This window comes from Myxococcus sp. AB025B, from assembly GCF_006518215.1.
In the GTDB taxonomy this organism is placed as follows: Bacteria; Myxococcota; Myxococcia; order Myxococcales; family Myxococcaceae; genus Myxococcus; species Myxococcus fulvus.
This window is the reverse complement of the sequence record NZ_SRLW01000105.1, coordinates 1-14,438: the sequence shown is the minus strand read 5'-3', so window position 1 is coordinate 14,438 and position 14,438 is coordinate 1. Positions and strand designations below refer to the sequence as shown.

The 14,438-nt window shown below is 70.2% G+C and carries 15 protein-coding genes; 6 read left to right on the top strand and 9 right to left on the bottom strand.

Annotated features, from left to right (window positions below; all coding sequences use genetic code 11):
- Window positions 1-8 precede the first annotated feature (8 nt).
- A complete protein-coding gene (locus FL311_RS19100) occupies window positions 9-1,241 on the bottom strand; it encodes a hypothetical protein (protein ID WP_141326817.1) in 1,233 nt (410 codons plus the stop codon).
- Window positions 1,242-1,310: 69 nt separating this feature from the next.
- A complete protein-coding gene (locus FL311_RS19095) occupies window positions 1,311-2,783 on the bottom strand; it encodes a cobyric acid synthase (RefSeq protein ID WP_141326815.1) in 1,473 nt (490 codons plus the stop codon).
- On the opposite strand from FL311_RS19095, the gene FL311_RS19090 reads away from it, so the two are divergent.
- The 3 genes from FL311_RS19090 to FL311_RS19080 are packed head-to-tail and all read left to right on the top strand — an operon-like array spanning window position 2,782 to window position 5,452.
- Window positions 2,782-3,723, top strand: a complete 942-nt coding sequence (locus tag FL311_RS19090) for an ABC transporter substrate-binding protein (RefSeq protein WP_228556955.1) — start codon at window positions 2,782-2,784, stop codon at window positions 3,721-3,723. The two genes, FL311_RS19095 and FL311_RS19090, sit on opposite strands and share 2 nt — an antisense overlap.
- The gene (locus tag FL311_RS19085) at window positions 3,720-4,514 is read left to right on the top strand and encodes an ABC transporter ATP-binding protein (protein ID WP_141326811.1); all 795 of its coding nucleotides are present in this window, start codon (window positions 3,720-3,722) and stop codon (window positions 4,512-4,514) included. Before FL311_RS19090 ends, FL311_RS19085 begins: the two co-directional genes overlap by 4 nt.
- Window positions 4,511-5,452, top strand: coding sequence for an iron ABC transporter permease (locus FL311_RS19080; RefSeq protein WP_141326809.1), 942 nt, complete (start codon window positions 4,511-4,513; stop codon window positions 5,450-5,452). Before FL311_RS19085 ends, FL311_RS19080 begins: the two co-directional genes overlap by 4 nt.
- Window positions 5,453-5,705: 253 nt before the next feature.
- Here FL311_RS19080 and FL311_RS19075 read toward each other — a convergent pair whose 3' ends face one another.
- The 6 genes from FL311_RS19075 to FL311_RS19050 all read right to left on the bottom strand — a co-directional run bounded on the left by FL311_RS19075 (window position 5,706) and on the right by FL311_RS19050 (window position 10,520).
- On the bottom strand, window positions 5,706-6,959 hold the full coding sequence (locus FL311_RS19075) for a cytochrome P450 (protein WP_141326807.1): 1,254 nt from the start codon (window positions 6,957-6,959) through the stop codon (window positions 5,706-5,708).
- A 100-nt stretch (window positions 6,960-7,059) separates the two neighbouring features.
- On the bottom strand, window positions 7,060-7,680 hold the full coding sequence (locus FL311_RS19070) for a histidine phosphatase family protein (RefSeq protein ID WP_141326805.1): 621 nt from the start codon (window positions 7,678-7,680) through the stop codon (window positions 7,060-7,062).
- A gap of 28 nt (window positions 7,681-7,708) precedes the next feature.
- Window positions 7,709-8,449, bottom strand: coding sequence for an adenosylcobinamide-GDP ribazoletransferase (gene cobS, locus FL311_RS19065; RefSeq protein ID WP_141326803.1), 741 nt, complete (start codon window positions 8,447-8,449; stop codon window positions 7,709-7,711).
- A 54-nt stretch (window positions 8,450-8,503) separates the two neighbouring features.
- The gene (gene cobT / locus FL311_RS19060) at window positions 8,504-9,565 is read right to left on the bottom strand and encodes a nicotinate-nucleotide--dimethylbenzimidazole phosphoribosyltransferase (protein WP_141326802.1); all 1,062 of its coding nucleotides are present in this window, start codon (window positions 9,563-9,565) and stop codon (window positions 8,504-8,506) included.
- Window positions 9,566-9,706: 141 nt separating this feature from the next.
- Window positions 9,707-10,252 carry a metal-dependent hydrolase gene (locus FL311_RS19055; protein ID WP_141326800.1) on the bottom strand — a complete coding sequence of 182 codons (546 nt, stop codon included), beginning with the start codon at window positions 10,250-10,252 and terminating at the stop codon, window positions 9,707-9,709.
- A gap of 34 nt (window positions 10,253-10,286) precedes the next feature.
- Window positions 10,287-10,520, bottom strand: a complete 234-nt coding sequence (locus FL311_RS19050) for a hypothetical protein (RefSeq protein ID WP_141326798.1) — start codon at window positions 10,518-10,520, stop codon at window positions 10,287-10,289.
- 113 nt (window positions 10,521-10,633) lie between these two features.
- Between FL311_RS19050 and FL311_RS19045 the strand changes: the two genes are divergently transcribed.
- The 3 genes from FL311_RS19045 (at window position 10,634) to FL311_RS19035 (ending at window position 14,059) form a co-directional block, all read left to right on the top strand.
- Window positions 10,634-11,155 (top strand): MarR family winged helix-turn-helix transcriptional regulator, encoded by a 522-nt coding sequence (locus FL311_RS19045; RefSeq protein ID WP_141326796.1) that lies wholly within the window; start codon window positions 10,634-10,636, stop codon window positions 11,153-11,155.
- Window positions 11,156-11,264: 109 nt separating this feature from the next.
- Window positions 11,265-12,515, top strand: coding sequence for an HlyD family secretion protein (locus FL311_RS19040; protein ID WP_141326794.1), 1,251 nt, complete (start codon window positions 11,265-11,267; stop codon window positions 12,513-12,515).
- Window positions 12,516-12,517: 2 nt separating this feature from the next.
- Window positions 12,518-14,059, top strand: coding sequence for a DHA2 family efflux MFS transporter permease subunit (locus FL311_RS19035; RefSeq protein WP_141326792.1), 1,542 nt, complete (start codon window positions 12,518-12,520; stop codon window positions 14,057-14,059).
- A 144-nt stretch (window positions 14,060-14,203) separates the two neighbouring features.
- Here FL311_RS19035 and FL311_RS19030 read toward each other — a convergent pair.
- Window positions 14,204-14,438: MYXO-CTERM sorting domain-containing protein (locus tag FL311_RS19030; RefSeq protein ID WP_305036156.1), on the bottom strand; the 235-nt coding region annotated here is incomplete at its 5' end.

Below are 14,438 nucleotides of genomic sequence, written 5' to 3'. Positions count from 1 at the left end.
CGCCGTGCTCAGTGGACCAGCGACGGCGCTTGAGGCGGCGCGGCCTTGGGCGCCTGCTGGCGTTGCGCGGGCGTGGGCGGCGCGACGTTGAAGAGGTTGACGAGCACGCCCACGGCGGCGAGCTGCGAGGTGGCCGGGTTGTAGTCGATGGCCTCGCCGATGGGGAAGTCCACCGAGCTGACGGCCTGGACCTGGAGCTGTCCGTCCGGCGTGACGAGCACCGTCCACAGCAGGCCTTCCTGCGTGGTGGCGAAGACGTGGGGCTGACCGCCCACGCTGGCCATCGCGGCGCGGAACGCGAAGGACTGCGGCAGGGACAGGTTCTGCTTCAGGTCCACCGAGCCCTGCGACTGGAGCTCCGCGGGGCGCACGCGGAACAGCCACGTGTTCTTGTCCGACGGGCCCACCGAGCAGGCCACGGCCACCAGGTGGTCATCCAGGATGGCCAGGCCGTTGATGCCACGCTGGGCCGCCGGGTTGTAGCGCTTGCGGGCCAGCACGTTGCCCTGCGGGAGCTGGAGCATCACCAGGTCTCCATCCTCGGAGCCGGTGATGACCACGCCGTCACGCCACGAGACGATGTCCCGCACGTTCCAGAGCTGGAACGGGCTGGGGATGGGGTCGGGCGAGCGCACATCGATTTTCTTCAGCACCGCCAACTGCCGCCCGTTGCGCGTGACGCTCCAGATGAGGACGAAGCCGTTCTCGTGGCCCGTGACGAGGTACTCCCGGTTCCCGTGGGTGACGAAGACGGCGCTGTTGGCCGTGCCCACGTCCGCGTCGTAGGCGAAGTTCTGGTAGCGGAACGCGCGCGGCAGCCGGTCCAGCAGCGCGGGCTCGGCGTCCTCGGCGACGGTCAGGTCCCGCTCGCGCCACAGGGTGATGGTGGTGCTGTCGTTGGACGTCACGAACGTCCGCTCATCCCGCACGGCCATCATCTCCACGCCCCGGTTGGCGGGCGTGCGCAGCACGTCCGTGAGCATGGGACCCCACTCGGTGGGTCCAGGCGGGCGGAAGAGCGTCATCGAGCCATCCAGCCGCCCCACGATGAACCGCCCCGCGTCCAACCACTGCAATTGCTGGGTGTAGGGGTACGTCGTGCCAACGGGCGTGAGGACCTGCTGGGTGAGTGTCTTCGGGGCGGTGTCGAGCTGGTCCTGCGCGAGCGCGCTGTGCTGGCAAGCCATGGCCAAGAGCAGCACCACGCGCGGAAGGACACGAGCGAATCCATCGAGCTTCACGTTGAGCCTCCTCCTTACATTCGCCTGTCGTCGGGAATCCCCGAGCGCCCCCTTTGGCGGGATGAAGAATCAGTCGATGGATGTCATGTGCTCGGCCAGGGCGGCAGCGAGCCGATTATAGCTGTCCTCCCGACGGGTGTCGTGGTTGCACAGGGGCGCTGTCAGGGCTGGCAATCCCTTGCGCTGGCGCAGCGTGTCGACGAAGGCGCGGCTCAGACGGGGGTTTTTGAACAGGTCATGGATGAAGGTGCCGAAGATGGGCAGTCGCTCATGCACCGCGCCATCGAAGCCGCCGGGGTGGGCATACATCGGCCGCGCGCTGTCGTACCGGATGAGCCCGGAATGAATCTCATACCCGGACACCTCGCCTGCATCCCGCAAGGGATTGTCCTTCGTCGGGGTGTAGTGGCGGTTGAAGACCGTCTTGCCCGGCAGGAACTCCACGTCGATGTCCAGCAGGCCCAGGCCGGTGGTGCTGCCGTGCTCGGACTCGCGGCGGTGCTCGTCGAGCAGGTGGCGCCCCAGCATCTGGAACCCGCCGCAGATGCCGACGATGGGCGTGGTGGCGCTCAGCTCCTGGAGCACGCGCTCGAAGCCGATGCGCCGCAGGTGGACCAGGTCCCCCACCGTGTTCTTGGTGCCGGGCAGGATGATGGCGTCGGGCGCGCCCAGTTGGTCCACGGAGCGCACGAAGCGCACGCGCACGTGGGGCTCCTCCTGCAGGTAGTCGAAGTCGGTGCTGTTGGAGATGTGGGGCAGGTAGAGGACGGCGATGTCGACCTCGGGTGTGCCGTGCATGCGGGGCTGGACGCGGTCCTCCTCCTCCAGCGCGAGGGACAGGTAGGGCAGCACCCCGACGACGGGCTTCTTCGCGTGTTGCTCGATGAAGTCCACGGCCGGCTGGAGGACCTGCCGGTCACCCCGGAACTTGTTGATGATGAAGCCACAGATGCGCGCGACGTCCTCGGGGGCGACGAGCTCCAGGACGCGCAGCGTGCCGAGCAGCTCCGCCACCACGCCGCCCTTGTCGATGTCCGCGGCCACGAAGACGCGGGCGTCCAGGCGGTGGGCCACCTCCATGTTCACCACGTCGAACGGGCGCAGGTTGGGCTCCGCGCAGCTCCCCGCGCCCTCGGCGATGACCAGGTCGTAGTGGCGGTTCAGGTGGTCGATGGACTCCTGGATGGCGGCGAGCTTGAGCGCCCGGTGCGTGTCGGCCAGGAAGTACTCGCGCGCGTCGACGTCCCGGTGGGGCCTGCCGTGGATGATGAGCTGGCTGACGCTGTCCGACTTGGGCTTGAGCAGCAGCGGGTTCATGTGGACGACGGGCCGCTGCCTCGCCGCGAAGGACTGCACCGCGGTGGCGCGGGCAATCTCCTCGTTCTCCTCGGTGACGAAGGAGTTGAGGGACATGTTCTGCGACTTGAACGGAGCCACGCGCAGGCCCCGGTTGGCGTACAGGCGGCACAGCCCGGCCACCAGTGTGGTCTTCCCCACGTGGGAGCCCGTGCCCTGAATCATGAGGTGGGGGTGCTTCGACATGGCGGGCCTCCTCTGGCGGGTGCACTATAAGGCGCTCGTCACGCACTCCTCGGTGCGTGATTGTCCTCCCATGTCCCCTTCGCGCTCCTTTCGGCTCCTCGGTCTCGCGCTCCTGCTCCTCGCGGGCTGCCAGCGCTCCTCGCCCCCGGCCCAGCAGTCGGGCGCGCGGCGGCTCGTCTCGCTGTCCCCCGGAATCACGGAGACGCTCTACGCGCTGGGTGCGGGGCCGCAGGTGGTGGGGCGCTCGGACTATTCGTCCTGGCCCCCCGAGGCAGAGGGCGTGCCCAAGGTCGGCTCCACGCTGGCGCCCAACTACGAGGCCATCGCCCGGCTCAAGCCCACGCTCATCCTGGATGAGCAGGTGAAGCAGGCCCCCGCGGGCTCCCTGGCCGCCGTCGCGCCGGTGAAGGTGCTGCCCTGGCTCACGGTGGACGACGTGGCGAACGGGGTCCGCGAGCTGGGGCGGCAGACGGGCCGCGAGGCGCAGGCGAACGAGCTGGCCGCGAAGGTGGAGAGCACGCTGAAGCGGGCACCCTCGAAGGACGCGCCCCGGGTGCTGCTGGTGATTGGCGACGCGGAGGCCGGGCTCTCCAGCATCTGGTACATCCGCAAGGGCTCGCTGCACGGCGCGGCGCTGGAGGCCGCGGGCGCGCGCAACGCCGTCGCGGAGGACCCCGGTGGGCCGCCGAACATCTCCGTCGAGCAGTTGATGACGTTGGACCCGGACATCATCCTGGTGTTGCTGGAGGGGCCCGTGCCGACGCCCGAGGAGGAGGCGCGGCACCTGGCGGCATGGAAGCAGCTGTCGGTGCTGCGCGCGGTGAAGGAGGGGCGCGTGAAGCTGGTGGCGGGGCCGGGCGTGCAGTCCACCGGGCCGCGCATCCTGGACCTGGTGGAGCGACTGAAGGTCGCGCTGCGCTTCGACGCGAAGACGCCATGACGTCCACGCTGGAGGTCTCCGGGGCGACGGTGCGCAAGAGGGAGCGGACGCTGCTGGCGGACGTGTCCCTGCGGCTCGGGGCTGGAGACTTCGTGGCGGTGGTGGGCCCCAACGGCGCGGGAAAGACGACGCTGATGCGCGTGGCGCTCGGGCTGGAGCGTCCGGACTCGGGGCGTGTCACGGTGGACGGGCGCGACGTGGCGGCGCTGTCGCCTCGGGAGCGCGCGGCGCATGTCGCGTGGCTGCCCCAGCGTGTGCAGGTCTCCGAGCCCATCACCGCGCTGGAGCACGTGGCCGCGGCGCGCTATCGCTTCCGGGAGTCGCATCGCCGCTCGGAGGAGCAGGCGCGGGCGGCGCTGGAGCGGGTGCAGGCGGAGGGGCTCGCCTCGCGGCGAATCACGGAGCTGTCTGGAGGAGAGCAGCAGCGGGTCGCGGTGGCGGCGCTGCTGGCGCAGGAGTCGCCGCTGGTGATGCTGGACGAACCGGCGAACTTCCTGGACCCCGCGCAGCAACTGGAGCTGTACGCGCTCGTGGGGCGGCTGTGGCGCTCGGGGCTGGGGGTGCTGTGCATCACGCATGACATCAACGTGCTCGCCCACGCGGTGAGGCACGGGGGCGAGGGACGGATTCGGGTGCTGGGGTTGTCGCGTGGCCAGGTGGCCTTCGAGTCGCACTACGACGCGCCGGAGCTGGGCGAGCACCTGGGGCAGGTGTTCTCCGTGCGGATGCGTGGCGTGGAGGTCGAGGGCCGGAGGGTCTTCGTGGGCCTGCCGCTGGAGGGTGGCGAATGAAGGCCCGGCTGGTGGTGATGTTGCTGTTGTGCGGGCTGGTGGTCGTCGCCGCGCCGTTCATCGGGCCTCCGATGCCGCCGGACGCGCGGGACTTCATCCTCTGGCAGTTGCGCATCCCCCGGACGCTGATGGCGCTGCTGGTGGGCGGCACGCTGTCGCTGGTGGGGGCGGTGTATCAGTCGCTCTTCGCCAATCCGCTCGCCGCGCCGAGCACGGTGGGCACCACGGCTGGGGCCACGCTGGGCGCGCTGGTGGCCATCGTGCTGGGGGCCCGCTCGGCGCTGTGGGGCTTGCCGCTCATCACCGCGTCGGCCTTCGCCGGGGCGCTGGGGGTCAGCCTGCTGGTGGCCGCCATCGCCGCGGGGCGGGGCGTACGGATGAATGACCTGGTGCTCGCGGGAATCGCCTTCTCGATGGCGGCGGGCGCCATCTCCACGGGCGTGCAGTTCTCGGCGGACTCGGCGGAGCTGCTGGCGGCCACGCGGTGGACGATGGGGCACCTGCCACAGGTGGGCTACCAGGGAATCGTCGCGCTCGTGCCCATCGCGGCCGTGTCGGTGGTGGGGCTGTTGTCGCTGACGCGGGCGCTGGAGGTGTTCATCTCCGGCGAGGAGCATGCCGAGTCGCAGGGCGTCAACGTGCGTGTGGTGCGCATGGCCTCGATTGGCTTGGGGGCGCTCGGCGTGGCGGGCTGTGTTGCGTGGTGTGGCCCCATCGCGTTCGTGGAGCTCATCGTTCCGCACATCGTCCGGCGCGTGCTGGGGGTGAGTCGGCGGGTACTGCTGCCGTGCTCGGTCATCGTGGGCGCGAGCTTCCTGGCACTCTGTGACGCGGCCTCCCGAGTCATCTTGCCTGGGCGAGAGCCGCCCGTGGGGCTGGTGACTGCGGCGCTCGGTACACCGCTGCTCGTGTACCTGGTGGCGCGAAAGTCGCGCTGAGCCCAGAGTCAGAGCTGGCAAGGCAGGGTGACGGCGGCGCCAAGCACATCGCTGCTCATGTCCCTGGTGGCGCGTAAGCCGCGCCGAGCGCGGAGTCAAAGTTGGGGACGGCAGCGCCAGGCACGCCGCTGCGCGTGTCCCTGGTAGCTCGCAAGCCGCGTCGAGTGCGGAGTCAGAGCTGGCAGGGTGACGGTGGCGTCAGGCGCATCGCTGCTTGTGCCCTGGTGGCGCGCAAGTCGCGCCGAACCTGGTGTCAGAGCTGGCAGGGCAGGGTGGTGAGGCCACGGAACACGGCGGTGTCGCGCCGCTTCCACGCGCCGGGCACGAGCCGAAGCTGCGGTAGTTCGCGCGCCAGCGTCCCGAACGCGCTCTGTGCCTCGATGCGCCCGAGCGCCGCGCCGACGCATTGGTGGATGCCGTGGCCGAAGGCGAGGTGCTGGAGGTCCGTGCGCTGGATGTCCAGCGCATCGGGGTTCTCGAAGCGCCTGGGGTCCCGATTCGCCGCGCCGAGCAGCACCCACGCCCACTCGCCCGCGCGGACATGAGTCCCTCCCACGTCCACGTCCTCCTGTGCCATGCGCGAGACGAGCTGCAGGGGCGTGTCGAAGCGCAGCACCTCCTCCACCGCGCCCTTGGCTCGCGAGGGCTCGGCGCACAGCGCCTCCCACTGCGCGCGGTGCTCCATCAGCGCGAGCACCCCGTTGCCGATGAGGTTGACGGAGGTGTCGTAGCCGCCGAAGAGCAGCAGCATGCTCGTGGGCAGCAGCTCCTCCTCGCTCAGCGCCTGTTCGTCCTCCTGCGCGGCCACCAGCAGCCCGAGGACATCCGTGCGTCGCGACTGTCGGCGTCGGGTGACGGCGGCCTGGAGCGCCTGGTGCACCTCTCGCGTCGCGGCGCTCGCGGCCTCGCGAACGCCCATCGGAGCGGAGGCATCCGCGCACCGTGCGAGGCACAGCGCCCAGTGCTGATAGAGCCCCTCGTCCAGATCATCCGCGCCCACCAACTGGCGCAGCGTGCTACGGGCCAGGGGCATGGCGAACTCGGAGATGACATCCATTCCCCCGCGCTGACGCGCCTGGAAGACCAGGGACTCCGCCAGGGCCTGGATGTGGATGGCCAGCTCCTTCATGCGTGGGCCCAGGGCCCGCTTCGTCACCGCGCGCAGGCGCGTGTGGTCCGGCGGGTCCATGAGCAGGAACCACTGGTTGTGCATGGCGGACAGCGCCGCGAGCGCCTCGGGTGGGGGAGGATAGTCCTGGGGACGGCGCTTCCTCGCGCTGGCGATGTTCCGACTGAAGCGGGGATTGGCGAGCACCTCCAGGCAGTCCGCGTGCCGCGAGAACAGCCACAGCTGGGACTCGGCGCTCCAGCACGCGGGCTGCTCGAGGAGCCGCGCGTAGACGGCGTAGGGGTTGTCGAGCGCCTGCGCGGAGAAGGGGTCGGGCGTCTTGCCGGGGGCGCGGATGACGGGACGTCCGCTGGCCTCGCCTGGCGGTTGGGTCTCCATGCGCGTGACGCCCCCTTGTGCACGACGGAACTTCAATGCCAGACAAGCCGCCAAAGGCTACGCCTCGCGCGCAAACACCGTCAAGCCGAGGCGGGGTGCGTCACGGCTCCGCGTTTATCAACTTCACCACGGGCTCATCGCCATAGAAGTCGATGACATTCACCGCCGCGTGTACCTGGTCCAGTCGGAACAGGTGCTCATCCGACATCCCGAGCGCCTCGCAGAGCAGGGTGCGATTGACGCCGCCATGCGACACCAACGCGAAGCACTGTCCGGGATGACGGGCCCGAAGCGCCCGGCCTCCGGCGCGCACACGCTCGCGCATCTCGGAGAACGTCTCTCCCTCGGGGAAGCGCACCTGTGCGGGGTGTGTCATCCACTCCGCGTACACCGCGGGGAAGCGGCGCTCGGCCTCCTCGTAGGTGAGCCCCTCGAAGAGCCCGAAGTCGATCTCCCGGAAGGCCTCCTCCACTCGAAGCTCCAGTCCCCGGCCCTCCGTGAGCCGCTTCGCCGTGTCGAGCGCGCGGAGCCGGGGACTCGAATACAGGCCGTGCAGCTCCACCCGCGCGAGCAGCCGCGCCGCGCGCTCGGCCTGGACGTGTCCCTCGGGCGCGAGGCCCACGTCGAGCCTCCCGTAGCAGCGGCCCTTCATCTCCTCGGAGGGCTTGCCGTGCCTCAACAGAACCATGCGCGTCACGCCGCTCGGCAGTCGCCAGTCCACGCGTCCGTTTCCTTTCGTCGAGAGCGCGTCAGCCGAGCGCCAGCGCGAGCACGAGCACCACCGCCTCGCACACCTCGGTGTTGGCGCCCATCGTATCGCCCGTGATTCCGTCAATCTTCTTCCGGCACCACAGGGCCTGGAGCATCGACACCAAGGCCACGGCCGCCATGATGACACCGCCCTTCCAGCCCATGAGCCCCACGGCGATGCCGAGCCCCAGCACCGTGGCCCCCGCCACCTCGACGCGCCCGACATAATCCGTGATGGCCATGCCGATGCCACCGGAGCGGCGCGCATAGGGGAACAACCACCCCTGGGGCACCGAGCCCCACCGGCCCAGACTCAGCGCCACCACCAGCGCCACGTCCGCCTGTCCCCGCTCGAGCAGGGCCGCCAGGGCGCTCGCCTTCAGCCCCACGTTCAACAGCAGGGCCGTGCCGCCATACGCGCCGATGACGTGGTCGCGCATGATGCGCAGCACGTCCTCCTTCGTGCGCCCGCCGCCGAAGCCGTCCGCCATGTCCGCCAGCCCGTCCAGGTGCAGCGCGCCGGTGAGCAGCGCGTAGACGATGAGCAGGATGAACGCCGTCACGGTGGCGGGCAGCAGGGGGAAGAGCGCGTGGCGCACGCCCACCAGGATGGCCGCGAGCAGCGCGCCGACGAGCGGGAAGCACAGCGTGGCGCGGCCCACGTCGCCAGCGTCGAACGTGGCCGCCCCGGGGACGGGGATGCGACTGAGGAACGCGATGCCGGCGAAGAGTCGCTTCATGGGAGCCCAGGTATGGCGCGACTCCCGCCGGGTTTCCAGCCGGGGACACGCGCTTCAGCGCTGCGTCTTCTCCGCGACGCCGGCCGAGGCGAAGGTCGCCATCTCGTGCAGCACGTGCAGGCTGCTGTCCACCAGCCCCATCGCGAGCACCGCGCCGGTGCCTTCGCCCAGCCGCAGCCCCAGGTCCAACAGGGGCCGCAGCCGCAGCGCCTCCAGCACCCGACGGTGGCCCGCCTCGCGCGACATGTGGCTGGCCATGAGGAAGGGCATCACCCGGGGGCACAGCCGCGCCGCCACCAGCCCGGCGACCGAGGAGATGAAGCCATCCAGCATCACCGGCACGCGCTTGGACGCCGCGCCGAGCGCCGCGCCCGCGAGCCCCGCGATTTCGAACCCGCCCACCTTGGCGAGCACGTCCAGTGGGTCCGCCGCGTCCGGCTGGTTCACCACCAGCGCCCGCCGCACCACGTCCACCTTGCGCGTCAGGCCCGCGTCATCCACGCCCGTGCCGCGCCCGGTGGCCATGTCCGGCGACACGCCCGCGAGCACACACGTCAGCGCCGACGACGCGGTGGTGTTGCCGATGCCCATGTCTCCCAGGCCGAGCAGCGTCACGCCCGACTCCGCCAGCTCGATGGCCAGCAGCGCGCCCACGCTCAGCGCCTCCTCGGCCGTCTTGCGCGACATCGCCGGCCCCTTCGCCAGGTTCCCCGTGCCGGGGCCCATGCGGTGGTGGCGCACGCCCGTGAGCCCCTCCACGGGCACCCGCACGCCCATGTCGACGACCTCCACGCGCACGTCGTGCTGCCGTGACAGCACGTTGATGGCCGCGCCGCCCCGGGAGAAGTTGGCGACCATCTGCGCGGTGACCTCGGCGGGATAGGCGCTCACGCCCTCCTCCGTCACGCCATGGTCCGCGGCCATCACCACCATGCCCTTGCGAGGCATCGCCGGAGCGGGCTCTCCCCGCAGCGCGGCCCACTGACACGCCAGCTCCTCCAGGCGGCCGAGGCTGCCCTGGGGTTTGGTCTTCATGTCCAGCAGGCCCTGGCATTGCCTGCCGGCCTCGACGTCAGGTTCGGGAATCCTGCCGAGCACGTCACGGTATGCGGGCATCGGGCCCCCTTCGCGGGAAGGGCTCCAAGCTAGGCGCTGCGCGTCCGGGGACACAACCCCGCACCGCGCTCGCGTAGCCCCGTGGGCGCGATGTGTCACGGCCCCTACAGCGCCGTTGTCTCGTGGGACAGGTGGAGACCTTCAGTCGTTGGGCTTCGCGACGGGCTCCTCGCCCTTGAAGCGCTTGCGCAGGGTCTGCGTGACGACCGCGTCCCAGCGCGCGGAGAACACCTCGACGAACGTTCGACGCCCGGGCCCCAGCGCGCACGCGAGGACGGCCAGCGTGGTGAAGAGCCCGATGACCGAGTTCTGCCACGACGACAGGTCCCACTGCCCCTGCCAGAACCACTCCCGCATGCTCGTGGGCCAGTAGTAGTGGATGGGCCAGCCAGGCCCGCTCCCCGCCAGGTCACAGACGAGATGCAGGTGGAACGCCACCATCGCGAGCACCGCCACCCGGGCGCGCTGCCTCGCCAGCGCCACGCACACCGCGGTGGTGACGAGCGCGCCCACGTAGCCGTGGAAGAGCACGTGGTGGTAGCGCGCGTACCACTCCTCGCCGCCCAGCAGCGTCAGCCCATCCAGGTCCGGCGCCAGCCCCGCGCACGTGACGAGGATGCGGTCTTTCCGCTCACGCAGCCCCTGGGCCGTGAGCCACGCCAGCTCCGCATGGACGATGGGGTTCATGTCCCCACGAGCTTACGGCGCCGCCGGCCTGTGCTCACAAGGGCAGGGGCGCCACGCGCGGCGTCCCCAGCAGCGCCAGCGTCCGCGCCGCCACGTCCACCAGCGTGGCCGAGCAGGGTTGGCAGCCTCCTCCGCAGCAGCTCGGCCACTCGCCCTCCGGCTCGCGCAGCAGGGGGTACACGCAGCTGCGCAGATAATCCGGCAGACCGGCCTCGTCGCTCGCCTGCCGCAGCGCCGCCTGCACGGTGGGGTCTTTCACATCCAGCACCTCCCCGTCATAACAGCGCGTCCATTTCCTCCCAGCGCCTCCACTATTTCGTTGCGCACGGTAGTTAGGAGCCTTACGACTCAAGGGCGGCGGGGTCTTCGCCGCGCCTCACCATGAGCGTCACGCCTCCCATCACCCGCTTCGAGCGGCTGCAGCGACTGTCGCAGCGCTTCCCTCAACTGGACGCGAGCGCCATCGAGACCTGCGTCCTCTTGCTGCGCATGTCGAACGACCTGTCGAGCGCCTACGAGGCGAACCTCGCGCGTCACGGCCTGTCCACGGGCCGCTTCACCGTCCTGGCCCGCCTGCTCTCCTACAGCGAGAGCGAGGAGGGCAAGGGCCTCACCCCGGCCGAGCTGGCGGAGAGCTCCTGTGTGAGCCGGGCCACGATGACGGGGCTGCTCGACACACTGGAGAAGGACGGCCTCATCTCCCGCGCCGACCACCCCGATGACCGGCGCATGTACACCGTGCACCTCACGCCGAAGGCGAGCGCGCTGTTGGAGGCGCTTCTGCCCGTCCACTTCCGCCGTGTCGCCGCGCTGATGTCCACGCTGAGCGAGCCGGAGCGCGCCACCCTGCGCGAGCTGCTGACCAAGGTCTCCTCCGGACTGCCTGCCTTCCGAGAGCCCTGAGCTTCCCCTCGAACCCTCGATTCCCCTCGGGCGCGGCCCGACGGACGTCTTGTCACGGCCACATGGTTAGGCCCCTTATCATCGACCCATTGAACCTTCGAGAACACGCATGAGCACGGTTTCACCCTCCCTGGATGCCCCGGACACCGACGTACCGAAGAAGAGCCCCTCGCTCGTGAAGGAGCCGGCGGCGCCTCGCTCCAGGGCGAAGCGGGTGTTGCCCGCGCTGTTGGGGATTGCGCTGTTGGGTGGTGCCGCGCGCTGGGTGCTGACCCGGGGCGAGGAGTCCACCGATGACGCGCAGGTGGAGGGGCGCATCGCCAACGTGTCGCCGCGAATCGCGGGGCAGGTGGCCCGGGTGCTGGTGACGGACAACCAGCAGGTGAAGGCGGGCGACGTGCTGGTGGAACTGGACGCCACGGATCTGGAGGCGAAGCTGGAAGTGGCCCGCGCGGACGTGTCGAGCGCGGAGGCGCAGTTGGCGAACGCGCAGGCGCAGCTGGCGCTCACCGAGGTCAACGCGGGGGCCAACCTGCGTCAGGCGCGCGGCGGCGTGGTGCAGGCGAATAGCGGCATCAGCTCGTCCAAGGCGGCGCTGGACCAGGCGCGCGCGGACGTGGTGGCGGCGGAGGCGCGCTTCAAGCTGGCGGACACGGACCTGACGCGGGTGAAGACGCTGAAGGCGGAGGGCGCGGTGACGCAGGCGGACCTGGATGCGCGGCAGTCCACGCATGACCAGGCGAAGGCGGCGCTGGACGTGGCCAAGGCGCGGCTGACGTCCACGGAGGCGGGCGTGCAGGGCTCCTCCGGTGGCCTGGAGACGGCGCAGGGCAAGCTGGCCGCCGCGGAGACGGGGCCGGTGCAGGTGCAGGCCGCGCAGGCGGCGGTGAAGCTGGCGGACGCGAAGCTCAAGCAGGCCCAGGCGGCGTTGCACCTGGCGGAGCTGGCGGTGTCGTACACGAAGGTCCGCGCGCCGACGAATGGCGTGGTGAGCCGCCGCACGGTGGAGGTGGGCCACATGGTGGGGCCGGAGCGTCCGCTGATGGCGGTGGTGCCGCAGGACGACGTGTGGGTGGTGGCGAACTTCAAGGAGGACCAGGTCGGCGAGATGAAGGCGGGGCAGGCGGTGGACGTGGAGGTGGATGCCTTCAGCGGTCATCACTTCAAGGGCCACGTGGACAGCCTGGCGGGGGCCAGCGGGGCGCGCTTCGCGCTGCTGCCTCCGGACAACGCGTCCGGCAACTTCGTGAAGGTGGTGCAGCGCATCCCCGTGCTCATCCGCTTCGACGGTGACGCGAAGGATGTGGCCCTCAAGCCGGGCATGAGCGCCATCGTCACGGTGAACACGAGGGGCGAGTAGTCGTGAAGGGCGACGTCATCACCGGCTCGAAGGCCGGTATCACCATCGCCGCGATGGCGGCGGCGTTGATGTCCGTGCTGGACATCTCGATTGTGAATGTCGCGCTCAGCGACATCCGCGCGAGTTTCGGCACGCCGATGGACCAGATTGCCTGGGTCTCCACCGGCTACATGATGGCCAACGTGGTGGTCATCCCGATGACGGGCTGGCTGCAGCGTCGGTTCGGGTTCCGGCGCTACTTCACCGCGTCCATCCTCATCTTCACGGCGGCCAGCCTGTTGTGTGGGCTCGCGTGGAACCTGCCGTCGCTCGTGGTCTTCCGAATCCTCCAGGGCGTGGGGGGCGGCGCCATCATCCCCACGTCGCAGGCCATCCTCTTCGCGCGCTATCCGCAGAAGGAGCACGGCATGGCCGGCGCGCTCTTCGGCCTGGGCGCGGTGACGGGGCCGCTCCTGGGCCCGACGGTGGGCGGCATGCTCATCGAGGTGGCGAGCTGGCACTGGATATTCCTCATCAACCTGCCGGTGGGGCTGTTCGCCGCGTACATGGCGTGGCGGCACATCGAGCAGAAGGACTTCGAGGTGTCCCACGAGCGGGTGGACCGCTGGGGCATCGGCCTGTTGGCGGTGGGCATGGCCGCGCTGCAGTTCGTGCTGGAGGAGGGCACGCGCGAGGACTGGTTCGACAGCATGAAGATAACGGTGCTCGCGGTGGTGGCGGGCGTGGCGCTCATCACGTTCATCGTGCACGAGCTGGAGACCCCGCAGCCGGTGGTGGACCTGCGGGTGTTCGCGAACCGCTCGTACGCGGCGGCGACGGGGGTGAACTTCCTCATCGGCACGGCGCTGTTCGGCGGGTCGTTCCTGTTCAGCCTCTTCTGCGGGACGGTGATGCGCTACTCGGCGCTCGACATCGGCCTGGTGTTCTTGAAGGGCAGCTTCATCCAGGTGTTGCTGATGCCGCTCATCGGGAAGTTCGGCGGCAAGGTGGACGGGCGGATGCTGGTGGGGGTGGGCATCCTCGGGATGTGCCTGTCCTTGTGGACGAACGGGCACTTGAGCAGCACGGCGGACGAGGCGGCGTTGATTGCGCCGGTGTTCATCCGGGCGTGCTCGATGGGGTTCATCTTCGTGCCGCTGTCGGTGATGGCGCTGAGCAACCTGCGGCCGGACCAGCGAGGCAACGCGGCGGGGTTGTTCAACCTGACGCGTGAGCTGGGCGGGTCGATTGGAACGGCGTGGATGAGCAGCGCGCTCAACCGGCTGACGCAGGTGAACAACACGGCGCTGGCGTCGCATGTGGATGCGTACAGCCAGGTGACGCAGGAGCAGCTCGCCGCCATGCAGGCCACGGTGGCCTCGCGCGTGACGGACCCGCTGGCCGCGGCCTACGGCCTGTTCAGCCAGCGCATCAACCTGCAGGCGCTGGTGCGGGCCTTCAACGCCAACTTCACCGTGCTCACGGCCATCTTCGCGTGCTCACTGGTGCTGGTGGTGCTGCTGCGCCGCGCCGACCCCAACGTGAAGGTCGAGGGCGCGCACTGAGGGCTGGGCGCTGGCTGGGTCGATGAAGCGGGTCCTCCCTCCCGGGGTGGACCCGCTTCTTCGTGGGCGCCTTCCTGAAAGACGAAGCGGGCCCGCCCTGCTGGAGGACGGACCCGCTGTGGACCTTCATGGTGTCGCGGTGGCTCAGCGACGCGAGCCGCGAGCACGCACCGTCGCCGGCTTGCGCCGACGGCTCAGCAGCGCCGCGAACGCGAGCAGGCCCGTGGCGGCGATGAACGGAGCCCCGCCCGTCGCCGTCGCACCGCAGCCCTGCGCCGCCTGCGGATTGTCCGTACCGTCATCCGTGTCGATGACACCCACGCGCGGCGTGCCCGTGCCCGGCAGCGTGGGCACATTGACGATGGGCGGCGTGGTGGGC